Annotated in this window: 14 protein-coding genes; 10 read left to right on the forward strand and 4 right to left on the reverse strand. The window is 41.8% G+C overall.

Features of this window, described 5'->3' with window-relative positions; translation table 11 throughout:
* Window positions 1–20 precede the first annotated feature (20 nt).
* The 3 genes from AAYR28_RS01415 (at window position 21) to AAYR28_RS01425 (ending at window position 2,988) form a co-directional block, all read left to right on the forward strand.
* Entirely contained in the window at window positions 21–593 is a 573-nt protein-coding gene (locus AAYR28_RS01415; protein ID WP_258521793.1) for a TetR/AcrR family transcriptional regulator, read from the forward strand.
* Between the two features lie 80 nt (window positions 594–673).
* Window positions 674–1,696, forward strand: a complete 1,023-nt coding sequence (locus AAYR28_RS01420) for a quercetin 2,3-dioxygenase (RefSeq protein WP_034283168.1) — start codon at window positions 674–676, stop codon at window positions 1,694–1,696.
* 158 nt (window positions 1,697–1,854) lie between these two features.
* Window positions 1,855–2,988: a zinc-dependent alcohol dehydrogenase gene (locus AAYR28_RS01425; protein WP_098677766.1), complete on the forward strand. Its 1,134-nt coding sequence runs from the start codon at window positions 1,855–1,857 to the stop codon at window positions 2,986–2,988.
* Between the two features lie 23 nt (window positions 2,989–3,011).
* Here the strand turns inward: AAYR28_RS01425 and AAYR28_RS01430 are convergent, their stop codons facing one another.
* Entirely contained in the window at window positions 3,012–3,449 is a 438-nt protein-coding gene (locus AAYR28_RS01430) for a MarR family winged helix-turn-helix transcriptional regulator (protein ID WP_012008812.1), read from the reverse strand.
* Window positions 3,450–3,710: 261 nt separating this feature from the next.
* Here AAYR28_RS01430 and AAYR28_RS01435 point away from each other — a divergent pair, with 261 nt between their 5' ends.
* The 4 genes from AAYR28_RS01435 (at window position 3,711) to AAYR28_RS01450 (ending at window position 8,234) form a co-directional block, all read left to right on the forward strand.
* Window positions 3,711–5,219 (forward strand): class I adenylate-forming enzyme family protein, encoded by a 1,509-nt coding sequence (locus tag AAYR28_RS01435; RefSeq protein WP_120208466.1) that lies wholly within the window; start codon window positions 3,711–3,713, stop codon window positions 5,217–5,219.
* Between the two features lie 66 nt (window positions 5,220–5,285).
* Window positions 5,286–6,668: an amino acid permease gene (locus tag AAYR28_RS01440; protein ID WP_034283178.1), complete on the forward strand. Its 1,383-nt coding sequence runs from the start codon at window positions 5,286–5,288 to the stop codon at window positions 6,666–6,668.
* A 100-nt stretch (window positions 6,669–6,768) separates the two neighbouring features.
* A complete protein-coding gene (locus tag AAYR28_RS01445) occupies window positions 6,769–7,134 on the forward strand; it encodes a VOC family protein (protein ID WP_025092526.1) in 366 nt (121 codons plus the stop codon).
* 239 nt (window positions 7,135–7,373) lie between these two features.
* On the forward strand, window positions 7,374–8,234 hold the full coding sequence (locus tag AAYR28_RS01450) for an alpha/beta fold hydrolase (protein WP_034283180.1): 861 nt from the start codon (window positions 7,374–7,376) through the stop codon (window positions 8,232–8,234).
* A gap of 39 nt (window positions 8,235–8,273) precedes the next feature.
* Here AAYR28_RS01450 and AAYR28_RS01455 read toward each other — a convergent pair whose 3' ends face one another.
* On the reverse strand, window positions 8,274–9,701 hold the full coding sequence (locus AAYR28_RS01455) for an alanine/glycine:cation symporter family protein (RefSeq protein WP_024427211.1): 1,428 nt from the start codon (window positions 9,699–9,701) through the stop codon (window positions 8,274–8,276).
* A 33-nt stretch (window positions 9,702–9,734) separates the two neighbouring features.
* The gene (locus AAYR28_RS01460) at window positions 9,735–10,715 is read right to left on the reverse strand and encodes a glutaminase (protein WP_024427212.1); all 981 of its coding nucleotides are present in this window, start codon (window positions 10,713–10,715) and stop codon (window positions 9,735–9,737) included.
* A gap of 517 nt (window positions 10,716–11,232) precedes the next feature.
* Here AAYR28_RS01460 and AAYR28_RS01465 point away from each other — a divergent pair.
* The 3 genes from AAYR28_RS01465 (at window position 11,233) to AAYR28_RS01475 (ending at window position 14,739) form a co-directional block, all read left to right on the forward strand.
* Window positions 11,233–12,519 (forward strand): ATP-binding protein, encoded by a 1,287-nt coding sequence (locus AAYR28_RS01465; RefSeq protein WP_120208464.1) that lies wholly within the window; start codon window positions 11,233–11,235, stop codon window positions 12,517–12,519.
* Window positions 12,520–12,523: 4 nt separating this feature from the next.
* A complete protein-coding gene (locus AAYR28_RS01470) occupies window positions 12,524–13,462 on the forward strand; it encodes a response regulator (RefSeq protein WP_025092765.1) in 939 nt (312 codons plus the stop codon).
* A 191-nt stretch (window positions 13,463–13,653) separates the two neighbouring features.
* Complete coding sequence (locus AAYR28_RS01475) at window positions 13,654–14,739, forward strand: SEC-C metal-binding domain-containing protein (RefSeq protein ID WP_025092766.1); 1,086 nt, start codon at window positions 13,654–13,656, stop codon at window positions 14,737–14,739.
* 46 nt (window positions 14,740–14,785) lie between these two features.
* Here the strand turns inward: AAYR28_RS01475 and AAYR28_RS01480 are convergent, their stop codons facing one another.
* Entirely contained in the window at window positions 14,786–15,826 is a 1,041-nt protein-coding gene (locus tag AAYR28_RS01480; protein WP_034283192.1) for a DUF4352 domain-containing protein, read from the reverse strand.
* Window positions 15,827–15,913: the final 87 nt, after the last annotated feature.

Genomic DNA, 15,913 nt, shown 5'->3' on the forward strand with positions numbered 1-15,913 from the left:
TGGTCTATGGAGGGAAAAGAGTGTCACACGTGAGTACGAAGGACAAAATCATTCAAACGGCAGCACTTCTTTTACGTAAACAGGGGTACCATGCGACAGGATTGAATCAAATTATCAGAGAGAGCGGCACACCTAAAGGCTCTCTTTATTATTACTTTCCAAATGGAAAAGAAGAGCTGGCTATTGCATCTGTTGAACACATTAGTCAAAAGGTCATTAATCAAATTGAAGAAGGCTTTGCCTATTCGGATGACCCATATATCGCCATCGATCGTTTTATGACAAAGATCATTCGAGGATTTATGGAGAAAGAAAGTGAAAGAGGAATTCCAATTGTCTTGCTGGCGGCAGAGTCCAAGCCTGAAAACGCGCAGCTTCATGCTGCATGCAAACAAGAAATGATCCGCTGGCAGGAGCTTGTAAAAGAAAAGCTAATGAACAGCGGGTATGAAGAAAACAAAGCAGAAGAGCTGGCTTCTCTTCTTCACTCAATGGTCATCGGGGGTTTATCGATGACCACTGCACTCAAACAAACGACCCCTTTAGAACACGTAAAAAGTTACCTTAGACACTTATTTATGCGAGAAGAGTAAAATCTCTCGCATATTGTCTATCTATTATATCAATTGGTCTATATAATATAGATAGTCAATTTGTCATGAGGAGTGATGGGATGTCGGAGCAACCGCAATCGATGAAGCAATCCGAAGGTACCTCTTTTTATACCGTGTCTGGTTCCGGAAAGCTGTATGGGCTGGAGAATCAGCTTGTTCATATGCTGGCAGAAGCAAATCAAACGAATCAGCTGTTTGAGCTTGCCTTAATCACAGGTGGGAAAGGAGCATATTTCCCGCTGCACTGTCATGAGCACTTATTTGAAACCATTTTTGTGCTGGAAGGAAAGCTTGAAGTGATGCTGGACGGTAAAAAATACATGGCCACAGCCTTTGATTATATTCATATCCCGCCCAAAACGATTCATGGCTACAGAATGCATAGTCATAAAACAAGATTTATTTCATATACGCTGGGCGGAAAAATGACAGATGTCTATCAGCAAATTGGAAAGAGGCTTTTTCAGAATGAATGGTCTATGACTCATCATGCTTTCGATGCAGCCAGTTTTCAGCAGGCTGAAAAAGAAAGCGATATCATCCTGATGCATGGAATCAGAGAACTGTCTAATACAACGAGGCCCTCCGTTTTATTTCATAGTCAGCTTCCTCACGAGGTACAGCCTTATGTATTAGAGGCTGGTGAAGGGAAGCAATACATCATTGATGGCCAGATTCATGAGCTGATTGCAACAGTAGAAACAACAGGAGGCGGATTCAGTCATTTTGTGGTTGAAGGAGCGAAGGAGAAATATTTCCCGCCGCATTATCATCAAGTTCATACAGAAGCAATCTATTGTGTTGAAGGGAAGATGAACCTTCATTTGAACGGAGAGGATATTTGCTTGATGCCGGGTGACTTTGCCTATATCCCGCCGGATACGATTCACTCTTATGAATTTGTGTCTCATTCAAATAAAATGTTGGTTTTGCTGCTTCCAGGAGAAATTGAGCAGGTGTATGAACAGTTTGAAGAATCTCCAAGCCCAAGTATATGTCCTTATTTTATTCAAGAAGGGAACTTCATGTTCGATCGGGAGACTTCAACTCAATATGATTTGTTTTTTGTCGAAAAAGATTAACTGTGTAACGCGTTACACAACATCATGAGTCTGTCGAAACAATCGACAGGCTTTTTTTGTTTTTTGCCTCCTCCACATAAATTGCTCATTTGATGAATGAACCATTCATTCAAGGTGAAGCTATGTAAAGATGATTTGAGCTAAAGGAGGAAGTGCATGTGAGAGCTGTTACTTATCAAGGGAAAAATAGCATTGCAGTGAAGAAAGTAGATGCACCGTCGATTCAAGATCGAGAAGATGTGATCATACGTATTACATCAACAGCAATTTGTGGATCAGATTTACATTTGTATCAGGGGAATTTCCCGCTTCCAATCGGCTATGTAATTGGGCATGAACCAATGGGGGTTGTGGAGGAAGTTGGCCCGGATGTCACAGCCGTAAAAAAGGGAGACCGTGTCGTCATTCCATTTACTGTTGCATGTGGTAAATGCCAATATTGCGATCATCACTTAGAAAGCCAATGTGACAACTCAAACCCGCACTACGATTCGGGTGGGCTTTTTGGCTATAGTGAGAAATATGGGAACTATCCCGGAGGACAGGCAGAGTATTTACGTGTACCTTTTGGCAACTACACCCCGTTTAAGATTCCAGAGGATTGTGAGCTGGAGGATGAACAATTGCTCTTCTTATCAGATGTCCTGCCAACCGCCTATTGGAGCGTAGAGCACGCAGGTGTGAAAAAAGGCGATACGGTCATCGTGCTAGGCTGTGGTCCTGTTGGGTTAATGGCGCAGCAATTTGCTTGGCAAAAAGGGGCAGAACGTGTGATTGCCGTCGATTACATTGATTACCGCCTGCGGCATGCAAAACGAATGAGCGGCGTGGAGGTCTTTGATTTTACAGAAGATCCCGACATGGGAGAAACGTTAAAGGAGCTCACCAAGGGCGGAGCCGATGTTGTGATTGATTGTGTGGGAATGGACGGAAAGAAGTCGCCGCTTGAAAAAATTGAGCAAAAACTCAAGCTGCAAGGCGGAACGATCGGACCCATTCAAATTGCCACAAAAGCCGTTCGCAAATGTGGAACAGTGCAGATGACGGGTGTGTACGGCGGCCTGTACAACATGTTTCCATTAGGCGCTTTTTTCGCAAGAAACGTCACCCTGAAAATGGGCCAAGCCCCGGCGAGAGGATACATGTCAAAGCTCTATCAAAAAGTGACAAGCGGTGAAATTGATCCTAGAGCGATTATTACTCACAAATTGCCATTAGATGAAGCTGCTCATGCGTACCACATCTTCAATGACAAACAGGATGATTGTATAAAGGTCGTTTTAAAGCCATAAAAAAAGAAGGCTTAGGAGTATTCCTAAGCCTTTAATGTGTGCTCGTCCATCATTTTTTCGATTAATTCAAAAAATGTTTTTTTATCTTCTTCTGAAAGGTGGTTGAACAATTGATTCACAAGCAGCTGGCGATTGTCGATCATTTGTTTAGCAATTTGTTCACCCGATTCAGAGAGTTCAATCCACACAGTACGGCGGTCATTATTATTTCGAGAGCGGATGATCAGCCCTTCGTCTTCTAAGTGATTGAGAGCGGTTGTTGTTGCAGAGGGAGATAATGAAACTTCCTGCAGAATATTTTTCACAGTACATGATTGATGGCGGTAGATGATACGTAAAATAAACCCTTTAACATTCGTGACGTTTTTCGGAATATTTTCTTCATCTATTTGTTTCGTCGCTTTTAAATACTTTGTCAGTGCATGGTCTAACAAACTTGCCTCTAGCTCGAAATGTTGCATTCTCCATACCTCTTTTCCTATTGCATTCGCATTTCCGATCAATTACTAGGTCTATCTTATCATAATAATCAACATGATTTAAACCAAAATGGAAGACGGCTATAAAATTACCTATATTATCAATTAATATAAAGAACAATTCCAAAATGAAATGATTTTACTTTCAGCTGTTTTTATTTTAGAATGTGAATGAGATAAAATCTGCCAACCCAATTCGCTGGAAATTGGCTATTGGAAATCAAACGTTTGGAGATGAAGATATTGAATACTTTACAGGCATTACTCAACGACAGAATGGAACGCTCTTCACAAATTGAGGCGGTAACTGGCGGAGGGGTGTCTTATACATTTGAAGAATATGCAAAACGCATCGACCAGCTTGCTCATTACTTACATCAAAAAGGAATTCGAAAAGGTGACCGCGTTTGCTTTATTTGTCAAAACCATCATCACTTTTCAACGATTATGCTGGCAGCCATTAAAGCAGGTGCAGTCGCAGTTCCGCTTAGCTGGCAGCTTACTTCGTTTGAGCTGGAAGGTATTTTGAAAAAAGCAGAGCCAAAGGCTTTATTTTTTGACCGAGAATTCCGTGACATGATTGCTGCGGTGAATGTGTCTTTAGACAACTGTCTCATGGTGGAATCTGGTGTAAATGCGAAAACAACGCAGCTGTTTGAAGACATATTGGCTTCAAATGATGGCAGTGATCTTGCGGAAGAGGTAACAGAAGAGGATCTAGCGATGATCTTATTTACCTCTGGGACAACGGGGAATCCAAAAGGCTGTATGGTCGGACATGGACGAATCTATCAATTTTTAACAAGACGCGGGAATCGAGGATTTGACTTGAAAGGGAAACGGTACTTGGCGAGTCACCCTCTCTATCATATGAGTTCAATTAATCATCTGATCGCCGCTGCCATTGAGGGGTATACGCTAGTTTTCTTACATGATGCAACACCGAAGCGCATTTTAGAAACGATCGAAAAAGAAAGAATAACGTTCATGATGGCTTTCCCATCAGCTTATACGTACATGCTGGAAGAAATGAAACGCGGTTCGTATGACCTTTCATCCTTTGAAATTGCGATTTCTGGCGGTACGAAGGTGCCGGTCCGTTTGATTAAGGACTACAAAGAAGCAGGCATTCAGATGATGCATGGCTACGGAAGCACGGAAGCATGGGTTGTCAGTGCGTGGCACCCTGCGATGGGCGAGGATAAAATGGGCTCTGCTGGTAAAGTGGATCCAGATGTAGAAGTGAAAATCGTTCATCCTGAGACTGAGGAAACACTGCCAGTTGGAGAAATTGGCGAAGTCGTCATGAGAAGCCCATTTTATTTCTTAGGCTATTATCATCAGCCTGATGCTACTGCGAAGGTGCTCAAAGATGGCTGGTTCCATATGGGAGATGCAGGCTATCTAGATAAAGACGGGTTTCTATTTATCACAGGCAGATACAAAGATGTGATTTTATACGGTGGAGATAATATCTATCCTGATCAAGTAGAAGAAGTCATTGAACAAATTCCAGGTGTGATTGAATCAGCTGTCATCGGGGTGCCGGATGAATTATATGGTGAAGTGCCAAGTGCATATATCGTAAAAGACGAATCCGCCGATTTCTGCGAAGAAGATGTGGTGAACTATTGTCAGGAACGTTTGGCAGATTACAAAGTGCCATCCATTCATTTCATCAGTGAGCTGCCAAAAAACAAGCTTGGTAAAATCATGAAGAAAGATTTACGTGAATTGGTTGTGAATGCTTAGTACCTATTCTGCTATAATGAAATTTGAATGATTTTTTGTTTTTCTAACGTTTTGGAGGGAAAGGGTTTGCGACATATTCTTCGTAAGAAACACATTCACGATTTGTTGGAACAGAGCAGACAGCAAAAGGTAAAGAAAACGCTGGGCGGGCTCGATCTCACGCTTCTTGGTATAGGGGCAGTGATTGGTACAGGGGTTATGGTGTTAACTGGTATTACAGCGGCTAAAGATGCAGGACCGGCTGTCATTTTCTCCTTTGCGATTGCAGCCATTGTGTGCAGTTTGGCAGCACTTTGTTATGCAGAAATGGCTTCAGCGCTTCCTGTATTCGGCAGTGCATACATTTATTCATATACGACCATGGGCGAGCTTGTAGGCCATTTAATGGGATGGACCTTATTATCTGTCTATATGCTGACTGCTTCAGCTGTTGCCAGCGGCTGGTCGAGTTATTTCAACAGCCTGCTCGAGGGATTTGGAATTTCGATTCCGCATCAATTTTTAGCGGGGCCGGAGCAAGGCGGATATATGAATCTGCCGGCGATTATCATTGCTTTACTGATTGCGTGGATCTTATCTAGAGGAACGAAGGAAAGTAAAAAATTTAATAATATCATGGTGTTTGTGAAACTCGGTATTATTGTTCTTTTCATTGTAGTAGGCGGCTTTTATGTACAGCCATCCAATTGGCAGCCGTTTATGCCGTTTGGCGCAGAAGGTGTCATTGCCGGTGCTGCTGCTGTGTTTTTTGCCTTTTTAGGGTTTGATGCAATTTCTGCTTCAGCAGAAGAGGTGAAAAATCCGCAGCGGAACCTGCCAATTGGGATCATAGGTTCATTACTTATTTGTACGATCATTTACATTGTCGTTTGTTTGGTCATGACAGGCATGGTGCACTATACACAGCTGAATGTCACAGAGGCTATGTCATATGTTCTGCAAAGTGTACATCAAAATAGTGTGGCTGGTATTATTTCGGTTGGTGCGGTCATTGGATTGATGGCTGTGATTTTCGCCAATAATTATGCGGCAACTCGAATTGCCTATGCGATGGGCCGAGACGGACTTTTGCCTAAAGTGTTTTCAAAAACAAACAAAAGTGATACGCCTGTTGCTAGCATATGGATGATTGGCGGAATGACAGCTGTTATTTCAGGCTTTATTGATTTGAAGGATCTGTCCAACTTAGCGAATATCGGTGCGTTATTAACGTTTGCCATGGTCAGTTTATCTGTGCTTATTTTGAGAAAGACACATCAGCAGCTTGAGAGGGGCTTCAGGGTTCCTTTTGTGCCGGTTTTGCCGATTATATCAATGGGCTGCTGCTTGTTCCTTATGCTCAACTTACCAGGCCGGACATGGCTTTACTTTGGGGTTTGGCTGTTAATCGGTGTCGTCATGTATGCAGCGTATTCAAACAAACACAGTGAATTAGCGAAATCTTCATGAGAAAAAGGTGCAAATCCGTTGACGATTTGTGCCTTTTTTCATACGATTTGGGATAAGCTATAAAAGAGATGATGGACGGAACAAGAGGAGGATGAGGGATATGATAAGTGTTAGTCCTTATATTGTTGTAGAAGATGTGAAAGAATCTCTTCAATATTATCAAGGGATTTTTGGTGGGGATATTCAGATCTTAAATGAACATCAGGACCGTGTCCTGCATGCTGAATTGCATCTTGGGGAATCACTGCTTCATTTTTCAGATACATTTGGACGCACGCCAAAGCCAGAGAATCTCAGGTTGATCATGCAGTTTGACAATGAAGAAGAACTAAAGGCTGTCTATGAAGCGCTGGAAGCTGATGGAGATGTACTGGTCGAATTACAGGATACCTTCTTTGGCGCACTTCACGGACAAGTACAGGACCGGAAAAATGGGTTGATCTGGGTTCTGAATTATATGAAATAGACGAAGACCTTCACGAGTGTGAAGTTTCAGCTCCGGTACTCGCCCTTCCTAGACTGCAAAGGTTTTCTATCACGCTGAAAAGAAGACAAAGGGCTAAAATCAAGATCATTTTAGCCCTTTGTCAACAATCTGTACCTTCACTAGTGTGAAGGTTTTTTTGTGAGTGTTTTTATTTTCTGAAAAATGGAAAATATGCTATGTTGGAAGAATAAAAGGACAAGGAGAAGGGTGGCAAAGGAATGGAACAAATTGAGTTTCAATCAATCCAAACAAATGGTGTAACACTTCATACAGCAATGGCTGGACCGGAAAATGGCCCGCTGCTTGTGCTGCTCCACGGGTTTCCTGAGTTTTGGTACGGCTGGAAAAATCAAATCATCCCCTTGGCTGAGGCAGGCTATCGTGTTGTTGTTCCTGATCAAAGAGGCTACCATCTAAGTGACAAGCCAGAAGGAGTCGAATCCTACGTATTAGATAAACTGAGAGATGATATTGTGGGTTTGATCAAGACGCTGAGCCCGAACCAAAAGGCGATTGTCGGCGGACATGACTGGGGCGGAGCTGTTGCTTGGCATTTGGCTTCAACCCGTTCTCAATATGTCGAGAAATTAATCATTGTCAATATGCCGCATCCGCGGGTGATGATGAAGGTTCTTCCTTTTTATCCGCCGCAGTGGAAGAAAAGCTCCTATATCGCTTTTTTTCAGCTTCCGAATGTTCCAGAGGCAGCACTTCAAGAAAATCACTTTCAAAAGCTGGATGAAGCCATTGGGCTGACGGCAAGACCGCATTTGTTCACGAAGGAAGATGTCTCAAGCTACAAGCTCGCTTGGACGCAGCCAGGCGCCTTGACCTCAATGCTGAATTGGTATCGAGCCATCAAAAAAGGCGGCTTTGAAAAGCCGATTTCCAAACGAATTCTCGTCCCTGTTCGCATGATCTGGGGGATGGAGGACAAATTTTTAAGCAGAAAGCTGGCGAAGGAAACGATCAAGATCTGTCCAAATGGCCAGCTGATCTTTGTCGATGATGCCTCTCATTGGATCAATCATGAGAAACCAGAGGTCGTCAACAAACTTATACTTGAATTTTTGACATAAAGAAACAAAGCTCTGATCAGTTGACCAGAGCTTTTTGATTTATCCGATTTGATTCTTTTTCAATGCCGCAGGTTCATCGTCCCAGCATTCAATTTTCTCATTGTTTGGAACGGCATTTTTATAGAAAACAGGATCTTTGCCTTCTTTTTTCTGTCTCGTGTAGTCCTTCAGTGCTGCGAAGGCGACCTTAGACAGCATGGTAATGGCGATGAGGTTGACGATGACCATGAGTCCCATGAAGAGATCGGCTAGACCCCAAACGAGAGGAACAGTGGCAACCGCACCGAACAGAACCATTCCAATAACGGCAATTCGATAGATGTTCAGCCAAATTTTATTCGCTCCAAGGAATTCAATGTTCGTTTCCCCATAGTAATAGTTACCGATCAATGTACTGAACGCGAATAGGAAAATCATGATGGCAAGGAAGCCAGAGGCCCATGGTCCAATGTGCTGACTAAGAGAAGCCTGCGTTAATTCAATTCCTTGCAGGTTTGTTGTTTTATACGCATCAGAAAACAGAACAAGGAAGGCAGTGCTTGTACAAATAATTAACGTATCTGTTAACACGCCGAATGCTTGGATTAATCCTTGTTTAACAGGGTGGCTGGTGACAGCTGTTGCTGCTGCGTTAGGTGCACTACCCATACCGGCTTCATTCGAGAAAAGACCGCGTTTAATTCCTTGTAATAAGGCACCGCCTAGCGTACCGCCAGCGAACTGTTCAAAACCGAAGGCGTGTTTCACAATCGTGCTGATGACACCAGGAAGTTCCGTGATATTTGTGACAATGACAAAGAACGCAATTCCGATATAAGCAACCGCAAGCACAACGACAATGTATTCAGAAGCCTTTGCGATCGCTTGGATTCCTTTGAAAATGATCGCTGCAAAAATGACAGCCATCACAATACCGACGGTTAAACGGTCTAAACCAAAGGAGTTTTTAAAAGCGACAGTGATCGTATTTGATTGAACCGCATTAAAGACGATTCCAAAAGAAATCGTAATCAGGATCGCAAATAAAATCCCCATCCAGCGCTTGTTTAACCCTTTTTCCATGTAATAAGCAGGTCCACCGCGGAAGCCTGTTTTGTCTTTTACTTTATATACTTGAGCTAGTGTACTTTCAACGAAACTTGAGGCAGATCCAATAATGGCTACGATCCACATCCAAAAAATTGCGCCAGGGCCGCCAATGGCAATAGCGATAGCAATCCCTGTGATATTCCCTGTCCCTACACGTGCTGCCATACTGATGGCAAATGCTTGGAACGGTGATATTCCCTCTTTTTCTTTTCTTCCTTCCTTCAGGACACGCAACATTTCTTTGATCATTCTTACTTGCAGGAAGCGTGTTCTATATGTGAAGTACACCCCAACACCAAGTAACAGAGCAATCACAATATAAGTCCAAATAAAATCATTTGTATGTGTTAAATAAGATAGCAAAGCTTTTTCGTTCATAACATCACCTCTTCGAATTCATCACTGTTCTTTTTAAAAAATACTGAGATCCCACTCTTTGGCGAGCTTTTTCAGCATCATGACACCGGTAATACTATTTCCGCAATCGTCAATGGCGGGACCGTAAATGCCAATTCCACAGCCTGTCTGAAACGGGAACTCTCTTCTTGCGCTTGGCGGAACGCAAGCCATAATTCCTCCAGACACACCACTTTTGGCTGGAACGCCTACAAAAGCAGCAAAATTCCCAGACGCATTATACATGCCGCATGTCAGCATCAATGCCTTTGTTAGTCTGGCGATATCCTTTGGGATGACTTGGACTTGTTTAAAGGGATGGTAGCCATCACTTGATATAATCAGTCCAATCAAGGCGATGTCCTCTGTTGTGACCTCGATGGAACATTGCTTTAAATACACTTCTAACGTGTCCTCGACATCCGATTCTAAATAATTGGTTTCCTTTAAATAATAAGCAAGTGCCCGATTTCGATGTGCAGTTGCCCATTCTGATTGATAAACCTCTTCATTAACAGAAGGACGCTTACCTATTAAGTTTTCGATTAAATCGAAAATATATGCTAGCTTTTCTGTAGAAGTCTTTCCGGGAAGGATGGAGGATACGGTAATAGCTCCAGCATTAATCATTGGATTAAAGGGCTTCCCTGGTTTATGCATCTCAAGACGGTAGATGGAATTAAATGCATCACCAGTTGGCTCTACATCTACCCGATCCAAGACGTAAGGTACGCCTCTTCCTAAACAGGCAGCTATAAAGCTGATGACTTTTGAGATACTTTGCAGGGTAAAGGGAACGTCCCAATCACCATATCGTACAGATGATCCATCTGGGCCTATCACGCTGATACCAAGTTGAGAGGAATTCACTTTTCCAAGTGCTGGAATGTAGCCAGCATTCTGCCCGTTTGTGTAATACGGACGTATTTCTTCTGCCCATTGATCAACAGAAGACTGGCATGCGTGTTGTGTATTTTTAGAAATTGCTGTTTTCATACGATTCCTCCAATCAAAAATCAAAAAGTACCCTATTGAATTGGCGGATGACAAAAAATGCGATCAAATAGGCACGAAAACATGTTACACATCTTCAAAGAACTTGTCATGCGCTGCTTGCACCACTCCTTTACACCTAAATATATGTACAAATGAAGGCATTGTCGGCGGAAAAACAAAAAGGGTTTTTAGTGAAAATTCAGAAAACGCTTACATATAGTTTCACTAAAATTGTTCATTCAATTTATCTTGGAAACTACACAATCTGACGTAAATCTACAGAAAAACTTACAAATAAAAATCAGTCTGTCGATGATTGTCTAAACAATTCCTATTATTGTCGTCAATGATCAAAACAGTGAATAGCTGAAAGGTCACCTTGCTGCCCCGGAAAATAGTCATAAAAAAGGATTTTGAGGATAAAAGGAGCAGTGAAAATTATTTTTTTGTACATTGTGGAGAAAAGAGTCTCCTTGTATACTGTGGCTATGCAAACAGGGGAAGGGATGTCAGTCATTTGAGTTTAAATCAGCTTGTCAAAAAGGACGCATTCATTTTAATTTTTATGATGGTCATTGTGCCGCTTGCAGGAGAGCTGAAGTTTTATCCTGTGAATGAGACGTTTCGCATCAGCTTTGGCGCACCTGCGTTTTTCTTTTGCTTATTACTCTTAAGAAAGTCTAGACCGCTATTGCCGGGATTTTTAACAGGCGCAGCCATTGTGCTTTTTCGGGTAGGTTTAGATTTGATTCAGCAGAATGCTGATCTGGCTTCATCATTTTATCAGCAATTCCCAAGCTTCTTTTTCTATTTCACTTATGCTTTCCTGTTTTTTGCCGTCCGTACGGGACGCTTTAAACAGCGCTCTATTTTCATTGGGATCATCGGTCTGATGATCGAATTAGTTGCTGATTTTGTCGAGCTGTTTGTACAATTTCTAGTGTTTGATACAACGATGACCTTATCAAAGCTGAGCGATATGTTCCTCATTGCGTTTGCTCATAGCTTTGTGGTGATCAGTTTTTTTAATATGATGAAGCTGTATGAGGCTCAATCAAGAGAAAAGCAGATCATGAAACAAAATGAGCATATGATGATGGTCATTTCGAATTTATATGAAGAAACGGTGCATTTAAAGAAAACGTTAAAACATACAGAGCATATTACACAGGAATCATACCGGCTTTATCGTCTGCTGCATGAACACGAAGCAGGGAAAAAAGTGAGTCAGGAGCTGTTAAAGCTCGCAGGAGAAATTCATGAAGTGAAAAAGGACAATCAGCGTATTTATGCTGGGCTTTCAAAGCTGATTTCGAAGGAAAATATGCAAGACTATATGAAGGCGGAGGAGCTTGTTCAAATTGTGATCCGCATTCAAGAGAAGTATGCTTTATCTCTTGGGAAAAACATCTCCTTTACATCTGATATAAGGGGCATTCATCTGCATGATTATCATGTGTTTATTTTCTTATCGCTGATTAATAATTTAATGGCCAATGCAGTCGAAGCAATAAAAGATACCGGGATGATCTCACTCGAATTGAAAGGAAGTCATGATAAAATAGAGATTCGGATTGAAGATGACGGACCAGGGATTCCTAAAAAAATGAGAGAGATTGTGTTTGATCCAGGGTATACCTCCAAATTTGATGCATTTGGAACACCGTCTACAGGGATTGGCTTATCCTATGTGAGAGAGCTGGTTCAAGAGCTTGGCGGTCAGATTCAAATCGAACAAAAAGAAACAAAAGGTACAGCTTTTCTGCTTGTCCTTCCTATACAAAATTTAATACAGAGAGGGTGAGTGTATGCGATTCTTCATTGCAGATGATGATCGTGCAATACGCTCGATTTTAGGTCAAATCATAGAGGATGAGGATTTGGGAGAGGTCGTAGATGAAGCGGGTGACGGAGTTGGATTAGAGGCACATTCGCTGAACCTCAAGAAAGTAGACATCCTTTTGATTGATCTTTTAATGCCTGCTAGAGATGGCATTCAAACCATCCGCCATATCCACCCTGAATTTAAAGGCAAGGTCATTATGATTTCCCAAGTAGAGGCGAAAGAGATGATGGCAGAAGCCTATGAACTAGGGATTGAATATTATATCCATAAGCCTGTCAATCGCATTGAAATCGTCAGTGTGATTCGAAAAGTCATGGAGCGTATCAAGCTGGAAAAATCGATATACGATATACAAGCCTCTCTTCGCCACGTGCTGCCATTAGAGCCTGTCATTTCTCAAGGTGCGGGCGCTGGGGCGAAGAGAAGAACGATGAAAGAGGCTGGGGAATTCCTCTTATCTGAGCTGGGAATTGTCGGTGAGAGCGGCTCTAAGGATTTACTGGAGATACTGATCTACTTACATGAAACACAGTCAGCTAATTCTCATGAGGTCAATTTCCCGCCGCTAAAGCAGCTGTTTATCAAAACAGCAGAAAGAAAACTGGATCATGGTGCAACCGATGTAGAGGTGATGCGGGAAGTGAAAGCGGCGGAGCAGCGGATTAGACGAGCTATTCATCATTCCTTGAATCATTTTGCCTCACTAGGATTAACAGATTTCTCAAATCCTAAGTTTGAGCACTACGCGTCGAAGTTTTTCGATTTTACCGATGTCAGTCAAAGAATGAAAGAAATGCAGAAGACATCTTCTCCCTCAGGATCGACAGGCAGAGTCAATACGAAGAAATTCGTTCAAATCTTTTATTTTGAGGCAAAGCAGTTATTCGAAGGAATGAGCTGAAGAAAATCTGTTGGTATGATTGGAGAAAATAAACAGAGAAAGTCTGTCTTTCCTATGATCTATCGTGATCTTCAGGTGATTTTATAATTTAACTGATCATTCAGATTTTTCTTTTTTCTTGAAAATAAAACCCTCCTGTGCAATCGTTTGTTAAAATAGTGAGGTTAGACTAGAATGTCGGAGGTTTTATTTTGGGAAAAATTAAACGAAATGCGCTCTGCCCATGCGGAAGCGGAAAAAAATATAAACATTGCTGTGGTCAAAAATCAGGCGGAGAACAAACGTCTGAGCTTGTGTTTAAGGAAGCTGTACAAGTTCAAAAGGATTTAATGAATTATGCTTTTTCTAAGCATCAGAGAGCGATCAATCAATTCATTAATGAGTTTTCTTTCCTTGCAGATATGGATAAAGAAACGCAACAAATCTCAGTTTTCCATTTGAGTGTATGGGGCATCTTCTTCCGTCCATTAACTGATCAGAAAGAGACCATTTTCCAAGAGTTCCTGACAAAGAAAGCAGAAGATATTACTCGTCCGAAAACAAGACAAGTGGTCCAATCTTGGACAGACATGGAGCCATCTTTGCTTTTATTAAATGAAAAAACGGACGAGTCTCTTTACTTTGAGAATATGGTAACAGCGGAGAAGGTTGAAGTAGATGTAAAACCTGATCAAACGGTACTGCCTGAAAAGGGAAGTCTCGTGCTTGGTTTTCCTGTTCAATTTGAAGAAAAGGCAGAGTTTTTCATTCAATATACGATGTTTGCGAAAGAGTTTACAGATACTCTTCTTCTTCAAGTTCGCCAGCTTGTTGACGCATATGAAGCAAATGGAGGGGCGCGCAGCACATTTATGAGAGAATCATTCCCTGATGTGCTGAAGTGTATGTTTGCGAAGCAAGAAGTAGAAGAATCAGAAACACCTGCTCAAACAGAAGGCGATGCAGGTCTATCAGCAGATCGTATGGACTGGGCAAGTGACGTCCAGCTGGAAACTGCTAAGCTGATTGAAGACGGAATGAAGGAGCACGGTGATCAAAGCCTGACAGATGGTGCTTTAACGGTTTGGAAAGCCTACTGTGATCAGAAATCACCTGTGATCCGTAAAGCAGCGTCATTTGCTGCCGGAATCGAATACTACATTCATTCACTTGCAAGCGATGCCCCGCTTTCTCAAGCACAAGTAGCGAAAAAGTATGGCATTAGTGCGTCGACTGTATCGAGCCGTTTTAAAGATATCGAAAAAGCGGTGAAAGAAGAGCAAGAGGCGACAGTATAATCTAAAAAAAGACGCGGCTCCTTCAGAGGCCAGCGTCTTTTTTAGATTATCTCGTTTTAATAAAACCACTCATGTACTGCTCTGTATTATAATCATTGAGGTCAATTTTCCATTGACCCTCCCCATTACGTTTCATTTTCACTTCATATTCAGCTGGGCTGGAAACGGGAGGAAGTTTTTCGAATTCAGATGCGTACATGTTTAAGCTTTTTTTATACAATTCTTCTTTAGAACGGATTTTCCCGTTGTAAAACTCGTCTCTTTGCTTGTCTAGCTTGTCTTTTAAGTTAGAAGCATCAATGCCTGTTACTTGAGCGACAACCTTTGCTTCGTCATCAGAGATGGTTTTCACACTTGTTTCTACTTTCGCTTTATCCTTCATGGTGTTTTGAATGCGTTTGTACATCGATAGAATATCTCGGTCACTCACTTCATTTCCGTATATTCCTGCACTTCTTTTGAAGTCTTTTACAAACATCTCATGGTATTTATTGACGACATCCGATTGGTTGTCACCCGTTAAATCTGCGAATTCATCGTTCTTTTTATCAAAAACAATAATATCGGTATAAGCGGATAACGCTTTTGCTGGGTTATCCAGCTTTTTTGCTGAATCGAGTATTTTGTTTCCATCTAGGTCGATTTGGATGGAATCACTGTTTTTCTTGATGCTGTCCTGATAGACGAACTGATATTTTTTCCCTTTGTCTACTAGGAAATAAAGAGCTCCTGAAAGTGACTTGCCTTTGTTCAATGAACCAAGGTCAAGACGGTCTTTGCTGCCGTAGAATTTTAAATCAGATACTTTGGCGTCGTCTTGATAAAGGGAGAAGTCAGAGTTATATAATGAAAGGGCTTTGTCACCTTTGTTTGTGATCGTCAGATTGACTTTTAGCACCAATTCATTGTCTCTCAAGGTAGTTGTTGAGTCTTCTGGTAACGTATATTCGTAGCTATTGACTTTTACCTCTGCTGTTTTCGTTGACTTTTGATCAGCGTCGGTTGATTTGGCTGAGCTCTGGCAGGCTGCAGAGATGATCATCACGAATGAAATCATGAGGAGTGCACTTATTTTTTTAAGATTCACAGTTGAAGCTCCTTTGCTTTTCTTTCGTCATTTCATTCCCGCTATCTGACTAAGAAAAAAGAAACAGATAGATTGGTATATTCGGGT

It is taken from the genome of Bacillus safensis, assembly GCF_039619585.1.
GTDB classification, from domain to species: Bacteria; Bacillota; Bacilli; order Bacillales; family Bacillaceae; genus Bacillus; species Bacillus safensis.

What these genes read in the sequence shown, in the direction of transcription:
- AAYR28_RS01420 (WP_034283168.1), top strand. Translation starts at nt 674, where the DNA reads ATGTCGGAGCAACCGCAATCGATGAAGCAATCCGAAGGTACCTCTTTT.
- AAYR28_RS01430 (WP_012008812.1), bottom strand. Translation starts at nt 3,449, where the DNA reads ATGCAACATTTCGAGCTAGAGGCAAGTTTGTTAGACCATGCACTGACA.
- AAYR28_RS01445 (WP_025092526.1), top strand. Translation starts at nt 6,769, where the DNA reads ATGATAAGTGTTAGTCCTTATATTGTTGTAGAAGATGTGAAAGAATCT.
- AAYR28_RS01450 (WP_034283180.1), top strand. Translation starts at nt 7,374, where the DNA reads ATGGAACAAATTGAGTTTCAATCAATCCAAACAAATGGTGTAACACTT.
- AAYR28_RS01455 (WP_024427211.1), bottom strand. Translation starts at nt 9,701, where the DNA reads ATGAACGAAAAAGCTTTGCTATCTTATTTAACACATACAAATGATTTT.
- AAYR28_RS01460 (WP_024427212.1), bottom strand. Translation starts at nt 10,715, where the DNA reads ATGAAAACAGCAATTTCTAAAAATACACAACACGCATGCCAGTCTTCT.
- AAYR28_RS01470 (WP_025092765.1), top strand. Translation starts at nt 12,524, where the DNA reads ATGCGATTCTTCATTGCAGATGATGATCGTGCAATACGCTCGATTTTA.